Origin of the sequence: Marinilabilia salmonicolor JCM 21150 (assembly GCF_000259075.1) — a bacterium.
Lineage (GTDB): Bacteria > Bacteroidota > Bacteroidia > Bacteroidales > Marinilabiliaceae > Marinilabilia > Marinilabilia salmonicolor.
Genome location: NZ_AJKI01000063.1, coordinates 1 through 24,454, shown reverse-complemented (window position 1 = coordinate 24,454; position 24,454 = coordinate 1). Strand labels below are relative to the sequence as shown.

22 protein-coding genes and 1 tRNA gene are annotated in these 24,454 nt (G+C 42.2%); 5 read left to right on the top strand and 18 right to left on the bottom strand.

Features of this window, described 5'->3' with window-relative positions:
• Positions 1-21: 21 nt before the first annotated feature.
• Positions 22-1,659, top strand: coding sequence for a chaperonin GroEL (gene groL, locus W7W_RS0120590; RefSeq protein ID WP_010665501.1), 1,638 nt, complete (start codon positions 22-24; stop codon positions 1,657-1,659).
• A gap of 437 nt (positions 1,660-2,096) precedes the next feature.
• Here the strand turns inward: groL and W7W_RS0120585 are convergent, their stop codons facing one another.
• Positions 2,097-3,062 (bottom strand): GDP-mannose 4,6-dehydratase, encoded by a 966-nt coding sequence (locus W7W_RS0120585; RefSeq protein WP_010665500.1) that lies wholly within the window; start codon positions 3,060-3,062, stop codon positions 2,097-2,099.
• Between the two features lie 364 nt (positions 3,063-3,426).
• Between W7W_RS0120585 and lepA the strand changes: the two genes are divergently transcribed.
• A complete protein-coding gene (gene lepA / locus W7W_RS0120575) occupies positions 3,427-5,214 on the top strand; it encodes a translation elongation factor 4 (protein ID WP_010665499.1) in 1,788 nt (595 codons plus the stop codon).
• Between the two features lie 250 nt (positions 5,215-5,464).
• On the opposite strand, the gene rprY is transcribed toward lepA, so the two are convergent.
• The 5 genes from rprY to W7W_RS0120550 all read right to left on the bottom strand — a co-directional run bounded on the left by rprY (position 5,465) and on the right by W7W_RS0120550 (position 10,097).
• Positions 5,465-6,148 carry a response regulator transcription factor RprY gene (gene rprY, locus W7W_RS0120570; RefSeq protein ID WP_029510703.1) on the bottom strand — a complete coding sequence of 228 codons (684 nt, stop codon included), beginning with the start codon at positions 6,146-6,148 and terminating at the stop codon, positions 5,465-5,467.
• Entirely contained in the window at positions 6,121-7,722 is a 1,602-nt protein-coding gene (locus W7W_RS0120565; RefSeq protein ID WP_010665497.1) for a sensor histidine kinase, read from the bottom strand. The genes rprY and W7W_RS0120565 overlap by 28 nt, the downstream gene beginning before the upstream one ends.
• Before the next feature lie 73 nt (positions 7,723-7,795).
• Positions 7,796-8,569 carry a ribonuclease III gene (rnc, locus tag W7W_RS0120560; protein ID WP_010665496.1) on the bottom strand — a complete coding sequence of 258 codons (774 nt, stop codon included), beginning with the start codon at positions 8,567-8,569 and terminating at the stop codon, positions 7,796-7,798.
• Between the two features lie 3 nt (positions 8,570-8,572).
• Positions 8,573-9,823: a beta-ketoacyl-ACP synthase II gene (gene fabF / locus W7W_RS0120555; protein ID WP_010665495.1), complete on the bottom strand. Its 1,251-nt coding sequence runs from the start codon at positions 9,821-9,823 to the stop codon at positions 8,573-8,575.
• A gap of 37 nt (positions 9,824-9,860) precedes the next feature.
• Positions 9,861-10,097, bottom strand: coding sequence for an acyl carrier protein (locus W7W_RS0120550; protein WP_010421658.1), 237 nt, complete (start codon positions 10,095-10,097; stop codon positions 9,861-9,863).
• A 173-nt stretch (positions 10,098-10,270) separates the two neighbouring features.
• Between W7W_RS0120550 and purN the strand changes: the two genes are divergently transcribed.
• Positions 10,271-10,840 (top strand): phosphoribosylglycinamide formyltransferase, encoded by a 570-nt coding sequence (gene purN / locus W7W_RS0120540; RefSeq protein WP_010665494.1) that lies wholly within the window; start codon positions 10,271-10,273, stop codon positions 10,838-10,840.
• On the opposite strand, the gene W7W_RS0120535 is transcribed toward purN, so the two are convergent.
• The 5 genes from W7W_RS0120535 to W7W_RS0120515 form a co-directional block, all read right to left on the bottom strand.
• Entirely contained in the window at positions 10,812-12,131 is a 1,320-nt protein-coding gene (locus W7W_RS0120535; protein ID WP_010665493.1) for a peptidoglycan DD-metalloendopeptidase family protein, read from the bottom strand. The genes purN and W7W_RS0120535 overlap by 29 nt on opposite strands.
• Before the next feature lie 151 nt (positions 12,132-12,282).
• Complete coding sequence (locus W7W_RS0120530; RefSeq protein ID WP_010665492.1) at positions 12,283-13,188, bottom strand: YitT family protein; 906 nt, start codon at positions 13,186-13,188, stop codon at positions 12,283-12,285.
• Between the two features lie 412 nt (positions 13,189-13,600).
• Positions 13,601-16,390, bottom strand: a complete 2,790-nt coding sequence (leuS, locus tag W7W_RS0120525; RefSeq protein WP_010665491.1) for a leucine--tRNA ligase — start codon at positions 16,388-16,390, stop codon at positions 13,601-13,603.
• A 91-nt stretch (positions 16,391-16,481) separates the two neighbouring features.
• A complete protein-coding gene (locus tag W7W_RS0120520; protein ID WP_010665490.1) occupies positions 16,482-17,471 on the bottom strand; it encodes a pectinesterase family protein in 990 nt (329 codons plus the stop codon).
• Between the two features lie 7 nt (positions 17,472-17,478).
• Positions 17,479-18,456 carry an alpha/beta hydrolase gene (locus W7W_RS0120515; RefSeq protein WP_010665489.1) on the bottom strand — a complete coding sequence of 326 codons (978 nt, stop codon included), beginning with the start codon at positions 18,454-18,456 and terminating at the stop codon, positions 17,479-17,481.
• 695 nt (positions 18,457-19,151) lie between these two features.
• Here W7W_RS0120515 and W7W_RS0120505 point away from each other — a divergent pair.
• Positions 19,152-19,224: transfer RNA gene (locus tag W7W_RS0120505), tRNA-Arg, on the top strand.
• Between the two features lie 295 nt (positions 19,225-19,519).
• On the opposite strand, the gene W7W_RS0120500 is transcribed toward W7W_RS0120505, so the two are convergent.
• The 5 genes from W7W_RS0120500 to W7W_RS0120475 form a co-directional block, all read right to left on the bottom strand.
• Positions 19,520-19,780, bottom strand: coding sequence for a FliH/SctL family protein (locus W7W_RS0120500; RefSeq protein ID WP_010665488.1), 261 nt, complete (start codon positions 19,778-19,780; stop codon positions 19,520-19,522).
• Between the two features lie 89 nt (positions 19,781-19,869).
• Positions 19,870-20,067 (bottom strand): hypothetical protein, encoded by a 198-nt coding sequence (locus tag W7W_RS22605; RefSeq protein WP_010665487.1) that lies wholly within the window; start codon positions 20,065-20,067, stop codon positions 19,870-19,872.
• A 25-nt stretch (positions 20,068-20,092) separates the two neighbouring features.
• Complete coding sequence (locus W7W_RS0120490; RefSeq protein ID WP_010665486.1) at positions 20,093-20,692, bottom strand: hypothetical protein; 600 nt, start codon at positions 20,690-20,692, stop codon at positions 20,093-20,095.
• A gap of 213 nt (positions 20,693-20,905) precedes the next feature.
• Positions 20,906-21,574: a hypothetical protein gene (locus tag W7W_RS0120485; RefSeq protein WP_010665485.1), complete on the bottom strand. Its 669-nt coding sequence runs from the start codon at positions 21,572-21,574 to the stop codon at positions 20,906-20,908.
• A 122-nt stretch (positions 21,575-21,696) separates the two neighbouring features.
• Positions 21,697-21,891: a hypothetical protein gene (locus tag W7W_RS0120475; protein ID WP_010665484.1), complete on the bottom strand. Its 195-nt coding sequence runs from the start codon at positions 21,889-21,891 to the stop codon at positions 21,697-21,699.
• Positions 21,892-22,027: 136 nt separating this feature from the next.
• Between W7W_RS0120475 and W7W_RS23025 the strand changes: the two genes are divergently transcribed.
• On the top strand, positions 22,028-22,309 hold the full coding sequence (locus W7W_RS23025) for a helix-turn-helix domain-containing protein (protein WP_010665483.1): 282 nt from the start codon (positions 22,028-22,030) through the stop codon (positions 22,307-22,309).
• A gap of 26 nt (positions 22,310-22,335) precedes the next feature.
• On the opposite strand, the gene W7W_RS0120465 is transcribed toward W7W_RS23025, so the two are convergent.
• Complete coding sequence (locus tag W7W_RS0120465) at positions 22,336-24,012, bottom strand: phage tail tape measure protein (protein ID WP_010665482.1); 1,677 nt, start codon at positions 24,010-24,012, stop codon at positions 22,336-22,338.
• A gap of 32 nt (positions 24,013-24,044) precedes the next feature.
• The coding region (locus W7W_RS0120460; protein WP_010665481.1) for a hypothetical protein at positions 24,045-24,454 on the bottom strand (410 nt) is incomplete at its 5' end.

Genomic DNA, 24,454 nt, shown 5'->3' with positions numbered 1-24,454 from the left:
ACATTAAAAAAAATAAGGAATATGGCTAAAGAAATAAAATTTGATATTGACGCCCGCGAAAGACTTCAGAAGGGTATCGATCAGCTGGCCAACGCTGTGAAAGTGACTTTGGGACCTAAAGGTCGTAATGTGGTTATCGACAAAAAATACGGTGCACCGCAAATCACCAAGGATGGTGTGACTGTAGCAAAAGAAATTGAACTTTCTGAGCCTTATGCCAACCTGGGTGCCCAGATGGTAAAAGAAGTGGCTTCCAAAACCGGTGATGATGCAGGTGATGGTACCACTACTGCTACCGTTTTGGCTCAGTCTATTGTAAGAGTAGGTCTGAAAAACGTTACTGCAGGTGCCAACCCAATGGAGCTGAAGCGCGGTATTGATTTAGCTGTTGCCAAAGTTGTGGAAAATATCCGCAAACAAGCTAAAGTTGTTGGTGAAGATAACAGCAAAATTGAGCAGGTTGCCCGTATTTCTGCCAACAATGACGTGGAAATTGGTCGTCTGATTGCAGAAGCCATGGAGAAAGTTGGCCATGAAGGGGTAATTACCGTAGAGGAAGCAAAAGGTATCGAAACTACCGTTGAAGTGGTGGAAGGTATGCAGTTCGATCGTGGTTACATCTCTCCCTATTTTGTGACCAATACTGAGAAAATGCAGGCAGAACTGGATAATCCATATATCCTTATTCACGATAAGAAAATCAGTACTATGAAGGATTTGCTTCCTGTGTTGGAGCAGACTGCTCAGTCAGGTCGTCCTTTGTTGATTATTTCTGAAGATGTGGACGGGGAAGCTCTCGCAACATTGGTTGTAAACCGTTTGAGAGGATCTCTGAAAGTAGCTGCTGTTAAAGCGCCCGGTTTTGGTGATCGTCGTAAAGAAATGCTGCAGGACATCGCTGTGTTGACAGGCGGTACTGTAATTTCCGAAGAAACTGGTTTGAAGTTGGAAAATGCAACCATAGAGATGCTTGGACAGGCAGAGAAAGTCACCATCGACAAGGAAAATACAACCGTTGTCAATGGTCTGGGTGACAAAGATGCCATTGACCAGCGTGCTCAGCAGATCAAAGCTCAGATTGCCAACACCACTTCCGACTATGATAAAGAGAAGCTTCAGGAACGTCTGGCCAAGTTAGCTGGTGGTGTTGCTGTACTTTACGTAGGTGCTGCATCAGAGGTTGAGATGAAAGAGAAGAAAGACCGTGTGGATGATGCTCTGAGTGCAACCCGTGCCGCAGTTGAGGAAGGTATCGTTCCAGGTGGAGGTGTGGCTTACATTCGTGCCATTGCTGATCTGGAAGATCTGAAAGGTGAGAATGAAGATCAGACTACAGGTGTGGAGATTGTGAAGCGTGCCATTGAGGAGCCTTTACGTCAGATCGTTGCCAATGCAGGCAAAGAAGGTGCTGTGATTGTCCAGAAAGTAAAAGAGGGTAAAGATGCATATGGCTATAACGCCCGCATCGACGAGTATCAGGACTTCTTTGAGTCCGGAGTGATTGATCCGGCGAAAGTGACCCGTGTGGCACTTGAGAATGCTGCCTCTATTGCCGGAATGTTCCTGACTACCGAGTGCGTTTTGGTTGAAGAGAAAGAAGATGAACCAGCTCCAATGCCTAACCCGGGAATGGGTGGTGGCATGCCGGGCATGATGTAATCATAACAGACCATTGTCTGTCAAATAAAAAGGGTGCTTTGCGGCACCCTTTTTTTGCTTCTTAAAGGTTTCTTTTTCTAACCGAGCTAATACATAAGACAGGTAAGGTGGAAACAGGCTGTTGCTTAAAGACCTTCGGCCTTTTTAAAACATAACAACATTATGTATTCCTTTAAAAGGAAAAAGCCTTGCTTTTTGGAGGACTGGATTATTTATAAATTATCTATTACAATGTTCAAATACCTGCTAAGAAAAGGCGTCCTCAATAAAATTGATTTGAAAATGGGTCACTATTTCCGACATCAATTTTCTTTGCGGGTGCCTGTATTTATTGGTGATTGCACATTGCATAACGAAAAACTCATGAATCGAAGATCGACGAGGTCAATAAACCAGGGAGACTTCTTTCCTTTTCCTCTTTTTCTACTCTCTATTCTCTATTCATCATTCTCTTTCTTATACCATTTCACAAAAGCCTTCAGCCCGTCTTCAAGTCTTACCTGAGGTTGGTAACCCAAAAGATTTTGGGCTTTGCTGATGTCGGCAAAAGTCACATCCACATCGCCCGGTTGCATGGGTAATCGCTTTATCTTTGGTTTAGTTGCTGTGGCTTCAGCGATTTTTGTGACAAGGTCATTTAGTGAAATCGGATGGTTATTTCCCAGATTAACGGTTTCAAAAACATTGTTGTGTGACATCAGATAGTCAACAGCGCCACAAATTCCTGCAACGGTATCGCTGATAAAGGTATAATCCCGTGAGGTGGATCCGTCTCCGAAAAGGGTTAGCGGGGTGTCCTCAAACATCATTTTTGTAAATTTATGAATGGCCAGATCCGGGCGCTGACGAGGCCCGTAAACGGTGAAAAACCGCATATTTATGATATCCGTTTCGTAAAGATGATGCCATGTGTGATTCAGTAACTCGCAGGCCTTTTTGGAAAATGCATAAGGTGAAATAGGATTGTCCACAATAAGGTTTTCGTGCCAGGGAGTTTTTAGATTGTTGCCATAAACGGAAGAAGAACTGGCAAAGGCCAGTTTCTTTATTTGATATTTCTCCATGGCACTTAATACAATTCTGGTGCTGGTAATATTGTTTTCGATGTAACTTTGCGGATCCTGAATGCTGGGTCGTACGCCGGCTTTTCCTGCAAGATGGATAACAATGTCTGCCCCTTTTGAGAAAATTTGACTTGTGGATTCCTCCCCGGTTAGGTCATTTTCAAAGAATGAAAATGAGGGATGATTGATGAAGTCTGAAAGATTTTTTCGTTTTATTGCCGGATCATAGAAGGGATCAAAGTTGTCAATTCCGGTAACGATATGTCCCCTGGAAAGTAATGTTTCAGTTAAATGTGAGCCAATAAATCCAGCACAACCGGTTACTATAATTTTATACATGGTGGTTTATCTTTTTCAAGATGCTATTTTAACCTATTTTGGGGTCAAATTCAAGTCAGTACCGGGTTTTATTTTCCAAACACATCAAATCTTTGGTGAGTAATATGTTTTTCAGGGATATAGTTGTTTGGTTCTGCTTTTTTTAGGCTCAGCCTTAATCCTGGTCTAAACCTGATTTCAATCTCTCTTTAAGTCTTTCTCTAAGCTTATCATCCTAAAGTGCTTTTATTTGTGGTTATGCGATTTAATTTGAATATCTTTGCAGCCTGAAATTGGGATAGTAGTTTTTAGTGGAAGTGACTGCTATCGTTGTACCGAAGGCAAAGCGCTTTCGATAAGCTTATTGAAAAACATTTTCTTATATATGGATCACATAAGGAACTTTTGCATTATTGCCCACATTGATCATGGAAAGAGTACGTTGGCAGACAGATTACTTGAGCGGACCAAAACTGTAACGGACAGGGAACTGCTTGAGCAAACTCTGGACAGTATGGATCTTGAGCGTGAGCGTGGCATTACCATTAAAAGCCATGCCATTCAGATGCAATATCCCAAAGATGACAAGGTATTTACTTTAAATCTGATTGATACCCCCGGACACGTGGATTTTTCTTACGAGGTATCCCGATCTATTGCAGCATGTGAAGGAGCCTTGCTTATTGTGGATGCGACCCAGGGGATTCAGGCACAAACTATTAGTAACCTCTATCAGGCAGTGGATCATGATTTAACCATCATTCCGGTGCTGAACAAAATGGATATGGATAGTGCGATGCCCGAAGAAGTGGAAGATCAGATCATTGATTTGATTGGTTGCGATCGCAGTGAGATTATCCGTGCAAGCGGAAAAACAGGAATGGGTGCGGAGGAGATTCTTGAAGCAATTGTTGAGCGTATTGCCCCTCCGGTGGGAGATCCCAAGGCCCCTCTGCAGGCGCTTATTTTTGATTCTGTGTTTAATAGTTTTCGGGGAATTATTGCCTACTTTAAGGTGGTCAACGGAGAAATCAGAAAGGGAGATAAGGTTAAGTTTGTAAACACCGGGAAAGAGTACGAGGCAGATGAAATAGGGACCTTGAAGCTGGGAATGGTTCCGCAGAAGGTTCTCAAAACAGGAGATGTGGGGTATATTATTTCCGGTATTAAAACCAGTAAGGAGGTAAAGGTTGGTGATACCATTACGCATGTAGCCCGTCCGTGCGATAAAGCCATTTCCGGTTTTGAGGAGGTGAAGCCTATGGTGTTTGCCGGAGTTTACCCTATCGATACTGATGATTACGAAGATTTGCGTACTTCTATTGAGAAATTGCAACTCAATGATGCATCTCTGACTTTTCAGCCGGAGTCATCTGTTGCTTTGGGATTTGGCTTTCGTTGCGGCTTTTTGGGAATGCTTCATATGGAGATTGTTCAGGAGAGGCTTGATCGGGAGTTCGATATGGATGTTATAACCACGGTGCCTAACGTGCCTTACAAGGTGCATACAAAGCAGGGGGAGGTTCTTGAAGTACATAATCCTTCAGGGCTTCCGGAACCAACTATTATTGACCGGGTAGAAGAACCTTTCATCAAAGCACAGATAATTACCCAGGCCGATTATATCGGTCCGGTTATGAGCTTGTGTCTGGGGAAACGTGGTGAGTTGATTAATCAACACTATCTTACATCTGACAGGGTGGAACTGAGTTATGAGATGCCGCTTGCCGAAATTGTTTTTGATTTTTACGATAAGCTGAAGAGTATTTCCAAAGGGTATGCATCATTTGATTATTACACTACCGGCTATCGTACTTCAAAGCTGGTTCGTCTGGATATCTTGTTGAACGGAGAGCCTGTGGATGCACTTTCCACGCTGACACATTTTGACAATGCTTATCCTTTTGGTCGCAGGATGTGTGAGAAACTGAAAGAATTGATCCCCCGTCAGCAATACGATGTGGCCATTCAGGCAGCCATTGGTGCTAAAATTATTGCTCGTGAAACAGTAAAAGCACTTAGAAAAGATGTAACTGCCAAATGTTACGGGGGAGATATATCCCGTAAGCGTAAATTGTTGGAAAAACAGAAGAAAGGAAAGAAGCGGATGAAACAGGTTGGAAATGTGGAAGTACCTCAGAAGGCCTTCCTGTCGATTTTGAAACTCGATTAAACGATACAAAAGATAGAAAAGATAGAAAAACCGGAGCAAAATTTTGTTCCGGTTTTTTTATTGGTTTTCATCCGTATAATATTAACCTGTTAAGGTTGGATGAAGTTCGCATGCAAGAACTTTCTCATGTTCTTATGAAGCAATTTTTGCTATGCTTGATTCAGTGGCTGCCAACAAAAATCCCCGGTCCGTAATACACTAGGTGTACCGAACCGGTTGTTTTTTGAAATATCCCGACCAGAGAAGGAGTTTAAAGAACCAGCTTATATCCTTTGCCGTGAACGTTGATGATTTCAACGGCAGGCTCTTCTTTGAGGTGTTTTCTCAGTTTGGTAATATAAACGTCCATGCTGCGGGCATTGAAGTAATTATCGTCCACCCAGATGGTTTTTAATGCAAAGTTACGCTCCAATACTTTGTTGGCGTTATTGCAAAGCAACTTCAGCAATTCTGATTCTTTGGTTGTCAGTTTTACAACTTTTTCGCCATCAATCAATTGCTGTTTCTGTGTGTCGAACTTGAATTTTCCGAGCTGAAACACTTCCTGGTTGGCCAGTCCGCCTTTGGTACGGCGTAAAATAGCTTCGATGCGGAACAACAACTCTTCCATGCTGAACGGCTTGGCGATGTAATCGTCGGCGCCAATTTTAAAGCCCTGAAAGATGTCTTCTTTCATCGATTTAGCAGTAAGGAAAATAATGGGCACATCAGTGTTAACCATTCTTATTTCCTTGGCCAGTGTGAAGCCGTCTTTCTTAGGCATCATAACATCAAAAATACAAACATCGTATTTTTTGTTCATGAATGCATCGTAACCCTGTTCCCCATCGGGCATAAGGTCCGTTTCATAGCCTTTTGCTTCAAGATATTCGCGAAGCAACATGCCTAAGTTCTCATCGTCTTCGGTCAGGAGAATTTTATATTCTTTTTCCATTCCTTGGTACTTTTAAAAGGTAAAAATATTTCAAATTTAGTGCCTGAATTCAGTTCACTTTCAACGTTAATGGTTCCGCCGTGATCTTCCACGATTTTTTTAACATAAGCAAGACCCAAACCAAATCCTTTCACGTTGTGTATATTTCCGGTGGGTACCCGGTAAAACTTTTCAAAGATACGTTTTAAATTCTCTTTTGAAATACCCAGTCCGTTATCCTGAATCGAAATTACGATTCCTCCTTTGGGCCTATTCCATGTTTTTACATGAAAAATGGGCTTTCCCCGGCGGTATTTAAGGGCATTATCCAATAAGTTATGGATAACGTTGGTGAAATGAACTTCATCCACATATGCCGTCGGGTTTTTAGCATCCAGCTTTTCCAGAATCTGGCCGTCTTTATTCTCAACTTTCAGCTTAAAGTTATTGGTTACGGAGGTAATTAGTTCATTAATATTGACTTTTTTAATCTTTAAACTACCGCTTCCCTTTTCAAAGATAGCCATTTGCAGGACTTTTTCAACCTGAAATCCAAGTCTTTTACTTTCGTCCTGAATGACGCCTGATATATGTTTCAGACTATCAGGGCTTTTGGCAACTGAAATGTCTTTTAACATTTGTGATGCCAAAGAGATTGTGGATATGGGTGTCTTGAATTCATGGGTCATGTTGTTGATGAAATCATTTTTAATTTCATCCAGTCGCTTCTGTTTTACAATAATAACAATTGTAAGAATAGATGCCAAAACCATGATAAGGGTAAAGACAGCACTTGGCAGAACCATCCCCATGGAGTCCATGATGTAATTGGGCCGCTGTGGAAAATAGAGTTGAATGTGGTTGGCCTTTGGGTGAAGGTCGTTGGGGAACAGGTATTTTTGGTAAATTACATTGGCCTCTTTTTCATCAAAACCGGCGGTGGACATTACCCTGTTTCCTCTGGAATCCACAATTGAGAACTCGTAAGGTAGTTTAATGCCACGTTCTTCAAATTCTTTCAGAAGAAATGCATCTACCAGTTCCCGATCCACTCGCTGGCCTATGGGAACATCATCAAACAAGTCCTTGAGCAATCGGCGGCGTTGTTCCTCCATCATGTTGCGAACTTGAATCTGGATGTTGTTGAAGGCTGTAGCTAATGGGTCAGTAGCTTCTGACTTATTGTAAATCATCGGGGTAGTCTCCCTATAGGAAAAAACCAGGGAGTCTTTCTTATAGGTGGAAAGTTCTGTATCCATCTTTGATCCCTGGATGAAGAAGTCGAAAGTGATGTCCAGCTGAGGAATTTCTTCGGACTGAAGATTGTTTCTATTGCCTGAAAAATATTTGTTTTCTTTCCGGAGATTTTCAGGGAGTTTATTGATGGGGTTTAATTTCAACTGAGCGCCCAATCGTGAGGTTTCGTTAATCTCCAGTCTGGAGATAACCTGATCCATGGTTTGCCTCACGGTCTGGTCAAAATGCTCCTCTTTGATTTTTGTGGCATTCTTAATCCAAAGGGTTTGAATGTATATCAGCCCTGAAAGTGTGAATGCTATAATAACGGTTAATACCCAAATGAATTTCCTGCTCATGCTACAAAAATAACGGGTTGTTTGGGATTTTCCTTTTGATTAACATTAATTAACTCTATGCGTTGATTTTCAGTTAATAAAGGTTGTCGGAGGCAGCATAATCTTCGTCTGGCAATTCCAGTGTCTCCACATTTTCGAGTGCTTCGTTGGCTGCTTTTTGTTCCGCTTCTTTTTTCGAGTTTCCTGTTCCCTGTCCTGAAACCTGGTTCCTGATAATGGCTTTGGCGATAAATACAGGTCCGCTTTCTTTAGGATCCGGATACTCTTCAGTGACGAATTGAATCGGACATTTATGTTTTTGTCCCCATTCGATGAGAATGGATTTGTAGTTGGTATCGTTTTCTACAATTTGTTGCAAATCCAGATAGCGGTTGAGGATGCGGTTGCGAACAAATTTTCTGGCACTTCCATATCCTTTGTCCAGAAATATGGCTCCAATCATTGCTTCAAGGGCATCACCCAGAATATGTGTTTGCGATATATCACCAGGTGGGTGAAACTTTATCCAGTTGTTCAAGCCCATGTTTAGAGCAATCTGGTTGAGATTTACCCGGCTGACTATGCGGGACCTGGTTTTGGTAAGGAAACCTTCATCTTCCGAAGGGAAAAGCGCATAAAGTTCCTGGGCTACAATGGCTCCAAGGATAGCATCTCCCAAATATTCAAGACGTTCGTTGTTGTAAGGCTCGTTGGAGGATTTCCGTCTGAGAACTGATTTGTGTACCAGGGCCTGCCGGTAAAGTTCGGTTTTTCCGGGACGGATACCGGTGACAGAATTTATAAATCCATAAAACCTCCTTCCCTGGCGGGAAAAAAGTTTTATGGATTTGAAAAGTGGTATAAACACAACTTAATCTAATGCTTTGAATACCACACATGCATTGTGACCTCCGAATCCGAATGTGTTCGACATTGCCACTTTGATTTTTCTCTCCTGTGCCTTGTTGGGCGTAAGATTGAGTTTTGGATCAATTTCCGGATCCAGTTCAAACTGGTTGATAGTCGGAGGAACGATGCTGTTCTTCATAGCCAGAATCGATGCAATGGCTTCAATGGCCCCGGTAGCACCCAGAAGGTGTCCGGTCATCGATTTGGTGGAACTGATATTCAGTTTGTACGCGTGATCTCCAAAAAGCCTTTGAATGGCCAGTGGCTCAGCGATGTCTCCCAATGGGGTGGATGTGCCGTGAACATTGATGTAATCAACCTCCTCACGATTGATATTGCCATCCTTGAGTGCATTTTCCATTACTCTTTGAGCCCCTTTACCTTCCGGATGGGGAGCTGTAATGTGGTGAGCATCGGCAGTCATACCGCTACCAACCAGTTCGCAATAGATTTTTGCACCGCGTTTCACGGCATGTTCATATTCTTCTATTACCAGGGCTCCGGCGCCTTCACCCATAACAAATCCGTCACGGCCTTTGTCGAATGGACGAGAAGCTGTTGCCGGGTCATCATTGCGGGTTGAAATTGCCTGCATGGCATTAAAACCGCCTACACCTGCTTCATTGATCGCAGCTTCTGAACCACCTGTGATAAACATTTCTGCCTTTCCCAGGCGGATAAGGTCAAAAGCGCTGCCAATGGCATGTGATGCCGAGGCGCAAGCCGATACTGTTCCGTAGTTGGGCCCGCGAAATCCATACTTTATCGAAATATGACCTGCTGCAATGTCAGAGATCATTTTCGGGATAAAGAAAGGATTGAAACGGGGAACTTCGTTGTTCTTAACAAAACCACGGGTTTCATCGAGGAAAGTGATGATGCCACCAATACCTGCACCCCAGATGACGCCTGCCATATCCTGGTCTATGGTCTGGAGATCGATACCGGAATCCTGGAATGCCTGCTCAGCTGCAATGACTGCAAACTGAGCAAACATATCCATTTTTCTTGCCTCTTTACGATCGAAGTAATCGGTTGCTTTGTAGTCTTTAACCTCGCAAGCAAATTGTGTTTTAAATGGGGTGGCGTCAAATCGAGTAATGGGTGCAGCACCACTTACTCCTTGAACCAGGTTGTTCCAATACTCATCGACGGTTTTCCCAATCGGGGTAATGGCGCCCATCCCTGTAACTACTACTCTTTTTAACTCCATAACTGCTTTTAAAGTATAACTCTACTTTTTTGACTAATTACTTTGCATTTTCTTCAATGTAAGCAATGGCGTCACCCACTGTACCGATGTTTTCTGCCTGATCATCAGGAATTGCGATGTTGAATTCTTTTTCGAATTCCATGATCAGCTCTACAGTGTCAAGAGAGTCAGCACCGAGGTCGTTGGTGAAACTGGCTTCGTTTGTTACTTCTGTTTCGTCAACTCCCAACTTGTCTACAATAATTGCCTTAACTCTTGATGCAATGTCTGACATAGCTTTAAATTTTAAGTTAATAATTGAAAATTTGGTTTTAAAACAACTGTGCAAAGAAAAAGATTTGCCCAAAATAAATCAAATATTCCTCAAAGGAAATTAGTTTTCAGGCCTCTTTTTTCTAATTTTGACGGGGCAAAAATACTAATTTTTTACAAGATAAAAATTTGATAATGAAGAATATTGTTCTTTTCGCTTCGGGGTCGGGTACCAATGCGGAAAATATTGCACTTTTTTTTCGGAATGTCCCCGGAGTTGAAGTTTCGTACGTTTTCTCCAACCGGTCGAATTCGGGGGTGCTTGAACGGGCTAAAAAGCTTAATATAAGAACTTTTGTTTTCGATCGCAAGATGTTTTTTGATTCAAATGAGGTGTTAAACCGTCTTTCTGAAATTTCTCCGGATTTGATTGTTTTAGCCGGTTTTCTGTGGTTGATTCCCGAAAAGATGGTTAAAGCGTTTCCCAATCGGATAGTAAATATTCATCCCGCGTTGCTTCCAGCCTATGGTGGCAAGGGGATGTATGGAGATCGGGTGCATCAGGCTGTTATTGATAATGGAGAAAAGGAGTCCGGCATAACCATCCATTATGTGAACGAAAAATACGACGAGGGCAATGTTATTTTTCAGGGAAAATGTCCTGTTGAACAGCATGATACCCCGGCTACCCTGGCTTCAAAAATACATGAACTGGAGTATGAGCATTATCCGCGGGTTATAAATGAGTTGCTGGAGAATCAGTAGTTTCTTTTTTATGCTCCATATAACCTGTGGTCAGACTGTCCAGTTCGTTTTTCCATGGCCGGATGTATTGCAGATATTGTTCCATCCGTCCTTCATAGATGGGCTCTACAGGAGGAGCTTCCATTTTTAGCGGATCCATGGGCCTGCCGTTTTTATATACCCGGAAATCCAGGTGTGGGCCGGTTGCCAGTCCTGTTTTTCCGACATAGCCTATTAGTTGTCCCTGGGTTACCAGCATTCCTCTTTTAATTCCTTTGGCAAAACCGGACAGATGCATGTAAACGGTGGTGTAAACGCTGTTATGCTTTATTTTTATGTAATTCCCGCCACCTTTGGTGTCCCATGCCCTGTGGGTGATTCGTCCGTCTCCCAATGCGTAAACAGGAGTTCCTGTAGGTGCTGCGTAGTCAATTCCTCTGTGAGGCCGACGAATTTTCAGGACTGGGTGTAGCCGGCTGTTACTGAATCGGCTGCTGATTCGTGAGAATTTCAGCGGAGCTTTGAGGAATGCCTTTCTTAAACTGGCTCCGTTTTCATCGAAGAAGCTCATAATGCTGTCCTGCTCATAGCGGAATGCATAGTAGGCTTCTTTTCGATGGTTAAAATAGGCTGCATGAATTTCTCCGATTCCTATGGATACACTGTCCACATATTCTTCGTCGTAAACAACTGTGAAGTGATCCCCTTTTTCTATACCGAAGAAATCAACCGTCCATGCAAAGATGTCTGACAGATCAAGCGCCAGATTGGGGTTTAGTTCATTGTCGTTGATGGTATTCCATAGAGATGATTCAATAACCCCGATGGCGGTTTTTCTTTGGGTAATGACCTCTTTCTTGTCACGGTAAACGATGGTGTCGCCTTTTAGTGACATTACAAGATATTCAATCGGGTCAATCTCATAGACAAACCATTCGGGTACAAGTGTTGAATCTTTTTCGGATGAAAAAACAGTATATTTATTTCCTGTTTTTATTCGTCTTACATCGAAAACCTCTTTGGAGGCAATGGCCAGATTATGGATGATTGAATAATCCACATCGTGGGACGTGAGCAGGGATGCCAGGTTTTGTGCATATTTTATCCGGCCCGATTCAATTATGAATGAATCTTTTTGAATACCGTAAAGTGTTTCGGGAGGAGGCGGAGGTGGCACCACAACCAGATCAAGGCTGTCAGGAAGATTTGACGGGTCAGGCGTTTGTAAACCACTGAAGTGGCGATAACACCAAAAGGTTGAGAATATCAACAATATGAGGATGACAATGCCGATTATATATTTTTTCTGCATGCGAAGTTTTTTATTCAATTATGATTGAAGAATTCCAAAAAAATCCGGCAACCGGGGTATCAAAAATTATGCCTTTCCGGGTGTTGTTTAGGACACTTCCGGACCTGTCTGGGGAATTGGGCTTATATTGCGCAATGTATTAGCAAAATGATTATAATTCTGCTTCAATCTCGCTGATTGGTTTCTTTCTTTTTTCTCTGATTTTCAGCCGGTCGTAGCCTTCTCCAAATATTCCCATTACATTGCCCATCGTGATGAAGGCCTCCGGATCCACACTTTTTATGATGCGAAATAATATGGAAGATTCTTTTTTGCGGGCATATACCATCAGCACTTTAATCTCTTCTCCGGTGTATCCTCCAACGGCCGGAATTATGGTCAAGCCTTTTTTCCCGGTGTAAATAATTTGTTCGGCTAATTCTTTGTGTTTTCTGGAGAAGATAAAAAACTGAACTGTCTGGGTGTTACCTGAAATCACCAGGTCAATTGTATAAGCGATTACTGCCATGGTCATAAATCCGTAAACCATGGTTTCGATGGAACCAAAAATGGGATATGCTGAAACAATTATAATGGCATCCATTGCCAAAAGAAGCCTTCCCATGCTGATGTTGTGGTATTTGTTGATGATCCTGGCTATGATGTCGGTTCCTCCGGCACTTCCTCCATTTGAGAAGATCAGCCCACCTCCGATGCCGCTCATGATGCCTCCGGACACTGCTGCCATCATTCGTTCGGAAACCAAAGGTTCGGTAAATACATTGCTGAAAAATGACAGAAACCCAGCAAAAACCACAACGCTGTAAACGGATTTTATGCCAAAGGATGCTCCGATGGTTTTCATGGCCAGCAGCAGAAGACCTATGTTAATTAAAAGGCTGCTCATTCCCACGTCAATATCGAACAGGAAGAACAGAATACTTGAGATTCCTGTCAGGCCTCCTCCTACTATTTCACTGGGGATAATAAAACCTGTCCACCCGATGGCTCCCAATGCCAGGCCGGCAGTGATTATCAGATAAGATTTTATTTCTCTCCAGAGATAGTCTCGCTTCATATTCCTATTGTAAAAAATGTTACAGGAAAAGAATTCTCTTACCCGGTTTAGTTTTGGGCAGTTAAATTACTTTGATTTCAAAATTTGAATTTAGCGATGTGTGAGGAGGTGGCTTTCAATCATGTCGAAAACCACCTCCTTCTACGCTGTTTTTTTATTGAAAAAGTTCCGGTCTTGTTTATTCATAAATAATCTGTTACAATGCTCAGCTATCGACGAAATTCAAGCCTCCCCGCCAAATCTGAGTTGAAAAAAGTTCACTTTTCCCTTCTTAAAATTTGTCTGCGGTTTCCCGTACTTCTTGATACTTGAACTTCTATTAACGAAGATTCATGAATAAATCAGGCTGCTAACCTTCGGTTATTGTTGATTACAGTCCGGTTCTCACAGTGGTTTGAGACCCGATTATTTCTTATCCTACAACAATATTAATTATTTTTCCGGGCACCACAATGATTTTGCGAACGGTTTTCCCTTCAGTCCATTTGGCTGCTGTTTCATGTGCGAGAGCTGCTTCTTCAATCTCTTCTTTTGATGCATCGGCAGGCATCTCCAGTTTGAATCTCATTTTTCCGTTGAAAGAAACAGGATATACCACACTGTCGTCCTTGAGATGCTTCTCGTCGGCCCGGGGCCATTGTGCATCAACGACAGAGGTTTTATGTCCTGTAAGATGCCATAACTCTTCGGCCATGTGGGGTGCAAAAGGTGACAATAAAATTGTCAGGGGCTCAAGGATCGATTGTTTGTGACATTTCAGATCGCTCAAATCGTTTACGCATATCATGAATGCACTTACGCAGGTGTTGAAAGAGAATCGTTCGATGTCGTCAGAGATCTTGGCTATGGTGCGGTGCAATACTTTTAGTTCTTCTTTGGTTGCCTCCTCATCGGTGACAACCAGTTGCCCGTCGCGGTCGGCAAACAAACGCCAGGTTCTTCTCAGGAATTTGTGCACCCCGTCAATGCCGTTGGTGTCCCAGGGTTTTGACTGCTCCAGTGGGCCCAGAAACATCTCATAGAGACGCAACGTGTCGGCGCCGTATTGCTCAATGATATCGTCCGGGTTGACCACGTTGAACATCGATTTTGACATTTTCTCAACGGCCCATCCGCAAACGTATTTGTTGCCTTCTTCGAGAATGAATTCGGCATTTTTGTATTCCGGATTCCAGTTTTTAAAAGCTTCGATGTCCAGAATGTCATTGTGTACGATGTTTACATCTACATGTATTGGAGTAACATCATACTCTTTTATCAGGTTATAGGAGACAAATTTATTGGTACCTTTAATTCTGTAAACAAAGTTGGATCGTCCCTGAATCATTCCCTGGTTTACAAGTTTGCGGAACGGTTCGTCTTTGCAAACTTCGCCCAGGTCAAAAAGGAATTTGTTCCAGAATCGACTGTATATCAGGTGACCTGTGGCGTGCTCGGTTCCCCCGATGTAAAGATCCACATCCTGCCAGTAATTGTTGGCTTCCGGGCTGACAAGTTTTTGATCGTTTTGCGGATCCATATAGCGCAGGTAATAGGCAGAGGAGCCGGCAAACCCGGGCATGGTGTTAAGTTCGAGTGGATAACCTTCTTCTGTTTTCCAGTTTTTCGCACGTCCCAGAGGAGGTTCTCCCTGTTCTGTGGGCAGGTATTTGTCCACTTCGGGCAATTCGAGGGGGAGCTTTGACTCATCCAGCGTGTAAGGCATATCATCCTTGTAATAAACAGGGAATGGTTCTCCCCAATAACGCTGGCGACTAAAGATGGCATCCCGCAAACGGTAGTTTACTTTAACTTCACCAATGCTTTTCTCCCGAATGTATTCTTTGGTTTTCTCAATGGCTTCCGGCACATCGAGCCCGTTAATGAAGCCTGAGTTGATCAGATATCCTTCTTTGGAATCTATGGAATCGTCCCACTTGCTGGTGTCTGCAGGTTCTTCACCATGGGGTACAACAACCTGCGTGACCGGCAGGTCGAAGGTGCGTGCAAAAGCAAAGTCGCGGCTGTCGTGCGCAGGTACCGCCATAATGGCCCCGGTGCCATAACCGGCCAGTACATAGTCGCTGACCCAGATGGGGACTTCCTCATTGGTGAGTGGGTTGATGGCGTAGGCTCCGGTGAATGCTCCTGTCATTTTTTTGACTTCTGACATTCGTTCGCGCTCGGTGCGTTTTTTTGCATCAGCAATGTATTGGGATACTTGTTCTTTTTGGTCGGGGGTAACCACCTGATTTACCAGTTCGCTTTCGGGAGCCAAAACCATAAAGGTAACTCCGAAAACAGTATCGGCACGGGTGGTGAAAATTTTCATGGAAACATCAGAGTCCTTCACCTGAAAAATCATCTCGGCACCTTCCGAGCGTCCAATCCAGTTCTTCTGGATCTCTTTGAGCGACTCGGTCCAGTCGATGGTGTCCAGACCTTTCAGTAGACGCTCTGCATAAGCAGAAACCCGCAATGACCATTGACGCATCACTTTTTGCTCCACAGGATGGCCTCCACGCAGAGAAACTCCTTCTTTAACTTCATCATTGGCCAACACGGTTCCCAATGCCGGGCACCAGTTTACCATTGTGTCGGCCAGATATGCAATGCGGTAATTGAGTAAGGCTTCCTGTTGCTCCTTAACAGACATCGCTTTCCATTCTTCGGCGGTGAACGAAAGGTTTTCAGAACAGGCGGCATGAATGCCTTCGGAACCTTTGGTCTCAAAATGTTTGACCAGTTCACTTACGGGCATTGCCTTATCGGCATTGTAATTGTAGTAATGGTTAAACATTTGAATGAAAGCCCATTGGGTCCATTTGTAATAGTTTGGCTCGCAGGTTTTGACTTCCCTGCTCCAGTCGTAAGAAAAACCTATTTTATCGAGTTGCTCACGATAACGCTTAATATTGTTTTCGGTGGTGATGGCCGGGTGTTGGCCTGTTTGTATGGCGTACTGTTCGGCAGGAAGTCCGTATGCGTCGTATCCCATGGGGTGGAGTACATTGAACCCATTGGATCGTTTATAACGGCTGAAAATGTCAGAGGCGATGTATCCCAGCGGATGTCCTACGTGCAAACCGGCTCCCGATGGATATGGAAACATATCCAGGACGTAGTATTTGGGGCGGCTGTTGTCAACCTCTACTTTATAGGTTTTATTCTCCTTCCAGTGTTTTTGCCACTTCTTCTCAATCTCTTTATAATTGTACTCCATGGTGCAAATTGATGTAGTTTCTTGCTTTTATTTGTCAAAGCTGCGAAAATACAAAAAGTTTCAGACAATTATAAGAGAGTGATGTTGGTTATTAGTGGTTTTGTGAAGTCCATTGAGAAACCGGGACCTTCGGTGCGAATAAAGAAGACAGGATTTGTTCTCTTGTGTATTTTTCTGCTTCGTGTTCTGTTAGTTGATTACTCCATGGCACACGGCTTTTGGGGTTTGCGCCCGCTCCGTTATTTTCATATTCGCCATAGAAAGCTGTTTCGGTTCTTGAGGTTCCACCCCAGTTCGCCCATCCTTCAGGTAGGATATGGCTTCCCAGGTTGCAGCGAAGAAATACAACATTGGCATAATCACGCCATGGGCGCCCAAGATAAACTTTTGAAACATCCGGAGATGCTGTCAGGGAGCAATCTAAAAAGACAAATCCAAAATGTTTGCCCTTTGGAGTACTGGCGGCTGTAATGTACGAGTCTGCCAGACTGTGAATAGTGCAGCGTTCAAACAGTGTGGTAGCTTCACCAAAGATGAAATCGGTGGTTCCCTCAATGAGGCAGTTGTATAAGTAATGGTGGCTGTTTTCTCCGGCGCTGTAAAGGGTGTCCTGATGTCCCAGAATACTGCAGTTGCGAAAGGTTGCCCGATCGCCTGTTACGTGCAATGCAACGGCCTGTCCGACCGGGCCTGCAGTGTTTCTGATGGTCAGATTTTCCGCTGAAAAATCATTGGCTTCCACTTTAAAAGTGTAGGCGTAAAAGGTGCTGTTGCGTCCTTGGTCAATTTTCCGAAAATGATCATCCCACGAAATGATTGTCCCTTCTCTGCTTTCACCAATTATGGATAATTTTGTGTTGAATGCGGGGATTTTGATTTTTTCATGATACACCCCGTTCTTTACAAAAATGGTTATCGGTTTGTCCGGAAATGCTTTGGTGTTGTAAATGGCCTCGTTAATTGACGTATAATCGCCACTGCCATCGATAGCTACCGTGATTCGGGTCTCATAAGCGCATGCTGTGGATGCTAAAATCAGTAAAAAACAGGTCAGAAGAAAAATATGTTTAATGGAAGTCATGTAAGTGTTATTTTTTTAATGTTTTATCCAGAAAATTACTCATGTATTCGACTGTGGGATTAAACCAGGGGTGAAACAACCAGAACGGATGCACTTTAACGTGAAAGGTGTGTACTTCATTGTAAATGAAGTGACGGCTCAGAATGCCGATTAGTTCGTCCTGTCCGGCGTGGAACCGTGGGTAACCGCTGTTAAGGAAAAGCATTGGTGGTGAATTTTTACCGGCGTAATAAAGAGGGGAAGCCTCTTTCCAAACTTTAGGTTTTTCATAATAAAAACCATCAAGCCATACCACATCAGCAGAGTTTCTTTTTCGTGGTTTGTTGAGCGAAAGAGGTGCCAGAAAGTTCATGGAGCCATCCACTACCAGTATTGCCTGAACATCGGTTGGGTATTCTTTATATCCCTGGTCTCCTTCAAATTTTGGAACTCCCGGGGTTAGTCCGACCAGGGCAGCGAGTTGTCCTCCTGCGGAGCTTCCGGAAATGGCTATTTTTTCAGGGTCTATGTCGTATTCTTTGGCATGTGCCCTGGTCCATCTTAAGGCTGCCTTAATGTTGTGAACTGCGGCAGGATAAAGAGCTTCCGGTGATAATTGATATTCTATGGTAATGGTTACATATCCTCTTGAAGCAATTTGACGTGCCAGGGGTATTTCCATCGATTTATTGCCCGAACTCCATCCTCCTCCGTGAATCATTATTAATGCCGGTAGTTTTTTCCCTCCCTCGGGACGAAAGAGGTCAAGATGTAAATTGCGGTCGCCATACTCTGTGTCCTCTAGTGTGGTATAGGCAATATCGCGGTATTCGGTTACTCCATCCGGGAGCGGTTCGTTGACAATGCGTGCAATCGGATAGATGTTTTTGATTTTGTTCAGGGCTGAATGAACCGTAAACGTGGTGTCTACGGGGATAACACTAGGTTGGGGGCTGACATTAGAGGCAATGATGATCAGTAATGTCAGTAAGAATAATTTTTTCATATCAGATGGTTTTAGCAGCTTAAAGGTGCTTTTTGCTGAAAGTAGCAGGAAGCTGTTTCTTTTAAGCAATAAAAATAGTATTCTCTGTTCGCTGAACATGATGAAGAGTTATTTCTTTTTGGGGGGTATTTTGTTTTTTTTTGTGGCTGGTTAGGCCGGATTATTGACTTCGTCGAGATTTGTTTCATAAATACCCTTACCACCCCCTCTATTAATTTCAAAACCCCGTTCATCGCGAGTCGCTACCCAAAAAAGTTTGGGGCATAATGGGGATCTTGCAGAATCAGCCCGTCCCCGCAGGAGCAAATTTGAATAAACTTCCTGATAAAAACCTGGACAGGCAGGGTCGTTAACCCGTGGTAAGGCTGAACGAATGGAGGTAAATGATTCTAATCTTGATTTTTCGTTTATTACAAAAATCTGTCATTGGTAGCGTAGTGAAGCAATCTCAATATTTTAAGAGGACACCAATGGTTCATCAGGATAGTTGTTTATAAATAGTTTCGGTTAGAGATTATGGAGGATGCAACGAGTATGGCAATGTTTGTCACAAGAGAATGTGTATAAGTTTATGGATGAGTTTCATCCGACCTTAATAAACAAATATTACTCGGATGAAAGAAAATTATTTTCTCCGGTTAAATCGAAACGGTTTTGAGCGAACCACAAAAAAAACTATCTTTGCCGCGCAAAATGGTCCCGTAGTTTAACTGGATAGAACGTAGGATTCCGGTTCCTATGGTGGGGGTTCGAGTCCTCCCGGGATCACATTTAAAAACCGCAATTCTTTAAATTTAAAAGGGTTGTGGTTTTTTGTTTTTACGGCTGCACCCTGATTTGCACCCTTAAAATATTTTGCACCCTTTTTGTATCCAAATAGTTTAATCAGTATCTTTGGAATTCTTCTAAAGCCTTAAGCAAGCTTTTGAATTTACACGAAAAGAGGAACCGTCTCAAATGTGAGATTGTTCCTCTTTTTAATTCGTAAATTCTACGTAATAAAAAAGGCCAAACCTTTTAAGGAATGGCCTTTAAAATTGACCTACTTCTGAACCGAAACCTTTTAAGAATTGGACCGAATATACTCAAGGTCTTCTTTGAGTGCTTTTGCGGAATCCATGGTTAACCCCTCTTGAATCGCTTTAACGGCTGCTTCCTTATCCCCATTAAAATGATTAATCCAGGCGTCCATCCATGCCACTGTCTTTTTGTGTTCCTCTGCTTTGCCAGCTTCTTTTCCTTCTGCTTTGCCTGTTGCAAAACCTTCATTAAACGCCTGGTTGTAAACCGCAGGGTTCTTTTCCTTTAACTCTTCCTTTGTCATAGCTTTTTTTGTTTTTGTTTAAAAATGATTGATTTAACTATAAATACCCATAATTCTGGGTATGTAATATCGTAGGTTTGATTTGAGTCTTATTTTTTCCGTCTGGATTTTTCAAGTAAAAATTTGGCCTTAGCCACTCTCTCATCCTTTAAATTTCGTCTTTTTCGAGTTGAAGGCTGGCCGCTTGTTTCATATTTAGCGGCCAACTCTTCAAGCTCGGCCATTGCACTCCCCAGCACTCTGGCAATATTTTGAAGCTTTTTAATGTCTTTGGGTGTCATCTGCATAATGAAAGGGTTTGCCGGCAAAATTTCATTTCGTTGCAAGCTTTTCGATTTGGTCAGATACCATCCTATCGATGGTCTTCATTACTTCTTTTCTGCCTGCCTCTATTGCCATGTTTAACGTCTCTGTAAGTTCGGATTTGAGTTTAATAATCTCTTCAGGCTTATCTATTCCGTGCTGTTGGCAAAATCGGGATGCTACGTTTGATAAATTGGTATTTCCTACATTCATGGTCTGGTCCAGGTACACTGTAACTGCCTCAATGATGTGAGATGTTTTCAGATAATTACCAAAAGCGATTTCCCTGTTTAATTGTGCTGTCCTGGTTTGCTCCCTTACAAGTTCGGTTCTGGCTTTTTTTAATTCCCGGTTAATGGTTTCGCTGGTCTCCTGGCTCCCTGTTCCTTGCTTTTTAGGGGTGTCATCTAAATTAATGTCAATTAAAAAACCTTTTTGCCTCCCGGCTTGAATTTGATTTTCCAGCCATTGCCGGTTTGCCGGGTCTTTTAGATTAATTCCGGCTTTGTCTTCAATGATGGAACCTCTTTTTATTGCCTGTCTTATATTCGTTGTATCACGGTGGCGCAAAATTTCAGCGAGTTGTTTACGGTTTAGCGTGACGTTCATTTGTCTTGATTTTTAGATGTTTGCAATTTTGTTTTTTGAATGTGTGACGGGCAACCCGTAGAAAGCGTGACCTGAAAATTTGCAGAATGTTTAAAGTAAAAACATCGGGCCCGCAAAACATTGTGTTTCGGACTGTCGAAAGCTCCCAGTACCTTAAAAGAAACACACCCCTAACGTTTTAGGGCATGTGTCTCAGGCCAACGACTTACGACGCTAATTAAATTTCTTTACCCTTTCAAGGAAAGTCTTTTGTTTGCTTTCATCATTCAGGCGCCTTCTTATATATCTTATGTCAGGCTGCAATATTATCTCCCCATCCTTCAATCCAGTTTCTATTCCAAGATATTCAAACGCTGCCCTCTGGTTTTCATACAAAGGGAACTCCAGCTTATCAAATACCTTGATGTAGTTCGTTACTGCATCGGCCATATCTTTTTGAAGTTGAAAGGCTTTCTCTTCTGCTTCAGATTCGATGTAGTCTTTCATTTCCTCATATATGGCGGTCTCTGTCTCCTTGTTTACTGTAAAGAATCCTTTTTTATCCAAATCACAGTTCGTAACAGTAGCATAGCTTATGTGTCTAAAATTAGACAGAATGTCATCAAAGGGGATGTTATACAGTCCTGCTAATACTTTGCCATTAAGCTTTCTTTTCCCGCTGTTAAAATCCCCTCCAAAGCTCTCGACTATCTTTTTTTCTAATCCTGTTGCAGGATCTCTTAGAAACTCAATAGCCTCTTCTTTGCTCTTTAGCGGTTCCATGCCTTCCACTTCATAGAGAATGGAAAGCTTTTCATTTACCACTCTGGCACTTTCAAGCATGGTTTTTATTTTCCGTTCGGCCTTATCGGCATTCGTGGCAATAAGTGTTCTTGTTTCCATAAGTTATCTTTCATTTAATTATTTTGTTTGCTCTTAAAAAGTCGATGCCGGAATTACGGTCTCGAATGAAAATCAGATAATGCTTTCGCTGGTCTCCTGACTCCTTGTTCATTCAATCTGCTTCAGGCTTTTTTTACGGTTAGCTCTTCCAATAACTCTAAAGCATAACCAAATGTGGTTTCTGCTTCATGTCCGACCTGTTGGAAATTGTAATTTTTCATCAAATCCATAATGGAAAGTTGCATGTCGGTTAAGGTTTCTTCTGTTCCATCAATTTCAACAATGATTTTCCGGTTTTTCTCGTCAATTTGTACCATAGCTTAGTTTTGTAGCATTAGACAGTTTAAATCCATGGCAAAAGTAGCACTGCAATATTAAAATACCAAATTTTTTGTAATGTTTTAATGATACTTTTTAAAAACAATGTAACTTTGTAGCGTTAAAACAAACTGTATGTTTAAAATAAAGGAAATAGCCAAAGAAAAAGGAATAACCCTGGATGAACTTGCACAAAGGTTGAACATGCACCGTGTTAGTTTAAGTCGGATTATTGGGAAAAATAGCAACCCCACTGTGAAAAGTCTTCAGAAAATTGCAGATGTTTTGGAAGTGGATCTGATCGATCTATTTGATGCTTCAGAATCAACTAACCGGGAAGTAATCTACATTAAACAAAATGGGAAATTCCTTCCTGCTGGTCATATCGAAAAATCTAAACTTTCAAAGGTTAAATAAAGGGGCTACGTTTAGCCCCTATATGATTAAAACATACTTGTTTTATTTACTCTAATAGCCGCATTTCCGGCCGTATTTGCACTAATATCAATACCATCTTGTTTTGTGATATTCATATTGATGTTTGAGTCTCTTATTTGCTGCCTGGTCTCTTGGTTGAATGCATATTCACGATTGTAAATTTGACTTCCAGGTTCCTCTTCCTGCTCTTCGCCTCCCAGTCCGGTACGTATCGCATTGATTCCTTTTAAAGCATTCGTGGCCATATCCACCCCAAGGTTGGATGCTACTTTTAAAATGTCTTCAATAGGTGTAATAAGAAAATCGAAAATAAAAAGCCCAACTGTTTTAACACCTGATTTTATAGACTCCCAAACTTTGGACATTGTATCTTTAACAACCTCCCAATTTCTGGCAATAGCCAAAGGGACAGCAATAAAAGGCGTGAAAATAAACATCGCCAGTCGGGCCCATTTATTGTCAAATACCTTGTTCAGCCAGCTCCATACTTTTTCCCAGTTCTTAATCAATAACACAATGCCCGTGGTTAGTGCTGCAATTCCAGCTATGATCAAACCGATAGGATTGGCATTCATAGCTGCATTTAGAGCCCATTGAACAGCTGCCCATGTCTTTTGTGCGGCAGTTGCAAACTGAATGCTCTTAATAAAACTTGTAATTTGATTTGCTGCAATAATTGCGTTATTTATTTCCAAAACCAGGTTGGCTGCTATGGTTACCGCCTTCCATGCGGCCATAACAACAATGATCCTTTTAATCCAAGAAACGATTTGAGGTAAGTTGTCCAGGACCTTATTAAGTACATTGGAGAACTTATTCACGAAAGCAGATATTTTCTCATTGATTAATGATTTGTTGGTCTGTATCCAGTCGGTCATTTTCTCAATTACTGCTTGTAGGCGTGGCATTAGTTGCATCCCAAGTGTGTTTTTTATGCCTGTAATTGATGCGTTAAGATTGGTTTGTGCATCTACATACTTTTCGGCGGCCCTGGCTGCTTCGTTATTTAGAACTAACCCAAGTTTTTCAGCTTCTTTTCTGAGGCTTGCTATTCCTCCCGGACCTGCTTCAATTAGTTTTAACATGTCCATACCGGCACGGCCAAAAAAAGCTTGTGCAATAGCTGCTTTCTTCATTTGGTCTTCCTGTGCGGAAATGGCTTTTGTTGCAAGTTCAAAAGCTTCCTGGTTGCTGGTTACACTTCTGGCCTGTTTCAATAGCTCAGGATCTACTCTTTTGAGTGTGGAGTGTAACATCCCTTGATTGAATTGCAGATCACCAATGTTCCGGTTTAACTTTTTTAGGGATTGTGTAAGAACATCGGAAGAAACCCCCTGTCGGTCGGCTGCAAATCTCATCTGTTGAAGAAATTCCGCCGTAACTCCAATTTGGCGGCTGGTTTTTGCAGCTTCGTCTCCTATGGATGCGGTTCTATTAGCAAACTGGATGAGTTTCTTTACACCCATAGAAGCAACCATTACCCCAACTGCATTTTGGAGGTTAAAAACCGACCGCATAGCATTATTTGACCGTCTTACAAATCCAGCGGTTGCTAAACTTGCCCGTCTCATTGCTGCGTCAACCTTTCGACCATAAGCCGTGGTAGCTTTGCTCATTCTTTTTACCGGGGCCGTGACCTTGTCAATGGCTCTGAATACGCTGTTAATTGAAAAATTAGGCATTTGATCGTATTTAAGTGTTTAAAATTTAAGTTTTAAGCCCCCCAGAATTCCTCATTCTTATAGCTTCTCGATTTACTTGGTTTTTTGTCTGTTACTTTCTGCATATCTTTTTTGATTGGATAAACTGTCTGCCATTCTTTTCCCTTAGCATATTCGATTAGCTCTTTTGCTTTCAAATATTCGCAATTTGAAAGCTCCATAAGATTGTTGTAGAAAGTTACAACGCCCCTGTTCGTTTTAAATGGTTTTTTTATGTCCTTTTTCCGATATCGGATAAATTCAATTACCAAATCTTTAAAACCATCATTAACAAAACTTAAATCATTATCGCAGATATCTTTTCCCTTATCCTTATCTTTATCCTTCTCCTTCTCTTTATCTTTATCGGCTTTTTTGGGTTCGCTTGGGTTTTTTGGGTTTTCAATTAACCCAGTGGGTTTTT

Excerpts from the sequence above, each read along its gene's own strand:
- groL (WP_010665501.1), top strand. The coding sequence starts at position 22 with ATGGCTAAAGAAATAAAATTTGATATTGACGCCCGCGAAAGACTTCAG.
- W7W_RS0120585 (WP_010665500.1), bottom strand. The coding sequence starts at position 3,062 with ATGTATAAAATTATAGTAACCGGTTGTGCTGGATTTATTGGCTCACAT.
- lepA (WP_010665499.1), top strand. The coding sequence starts at position 3,427 with ATGGATCACATAAGGAACTTTTGCATTATTGCCCACATTGATCATGGA.
- rprY (WP_029510703.1), bottom strand. The coding sequence starts at position 6,148 with ATGGAAAAAGAATATAAAATTCTCCTGACCGAAGACGATGAGAACTTA.
- W7W_RS0120565 (WP_010665497.1), bottom strand. The coding sequence starts at position 7,722 with ATGAGCAGGAAATTCATTTGGGTATTAACCGTTATTATAGCATTCACA.
- fabF (WP_010665495.1), bottom strand. The coding sequence starts at position 9,823 with ATGGAGTTAAAAAGAGTAGTAGTTACAGGGATGGGCGCCATTACCCCG.
- W7W_RS0120550 (WP_010421658.1), bottom strand. The coding sequence starts at position 10,097 with ATGTCAGACATTGCATCAAGAGTTAAGGCAATTATTGTAGACAAGTTG.
- purN (WP_010665494.1), top strand. The coding sequence starts at position 10,271 with ATGAAGAATATTGTTCTTTTCGCTTCGGGGTCGGGTACCAATGCGGAA.
- W7W_RS0120535 (WP_010665493.1), bottom strand. The coding sequence starts at position 12,131 with ATGCAGAAAAAATATATAATCGGCATTGTCATCCTCATATTGTTGATA.
- W7W_RS0120530 (WP_010665492.1), bottom strand. The coding sequence starts at position 13,188 with ATGAAGCGAGACTATCTCTGGAGAGAAATAAAATCTTATCTGATAATC.
- leuS (WP_010665491.1), bottom strand. The coding sequence starts at position 16,390 with ATGGAGTACAATTATAAAGAGATTGAGAAGAAGTGGCAAAAACACTGG.
- W7W_RS0120520 (WP_010665490.1), bottom strand. The coding sequence starts at position 17,471 with ATGACTTCCATTAAACATATTTTTCTTCTGACCTGTTTTTTACTGATT.
- W7W_RS0120515 (WP_010665489.1), bottom strand. The coding sequence starts at position 18,456 with ATGAAAAAATTATTCTTACTGACATTACTGATCATCATTGCCTCTAAT.
- W7W_RS0120500 (WP_010665488.1), bottom strand. The coding sequence starts at position 19,780 with ATGACAAAGGAAGAGTTAAAGGAAAAGAACCCTGCGGTTTACAACCAG.
- W7W_RS22605 (WP_010665487.1), bottom strand. The coding sequence starts at position 20,067 with ATGCAGATGACACCCAAAGACATTAAAAAGCTTCAAAATATTGCCAGA.
- W7W_RS0120490 (WP_010665486.1), bottom strand. The coding sequence starts at position 20,692 with ATGAACGTCACGCTAAACCGTAAACAACTCGCTGAAATTTTGCGCCAC.
- W7W_RS0120485 (WP_010665485.1), bottom strand. The coding sequence starts at position 21,574 with ATGGAAACAAGAACACTTATTGCCACGAATGCCGATAAGGCCGAACGG.
- W7W_RS0120475 (WP_010665484.1), bottom strand. The coding sequence starts at position 21,891 with ATGGTACAAATTGACGAGAAAAACCGGAAAATCATTGTTGAAATTGAT.
- W7W_RS23025 (WP_010665483.1), top strand. The coding sequence starts at position 22,028 with ATGTTTAAAATAAAGGAAATAGCCAAAGAAAAAGGAATAACCCTGGAT.
- W7W_RS0120465 (WP_010665482.1), bottom strand. The coding sequence starts at position 24,012 with ATGCCTAATTTTTCAATTAACAGCGTATTCAGAGCCATTGACAAGGTC.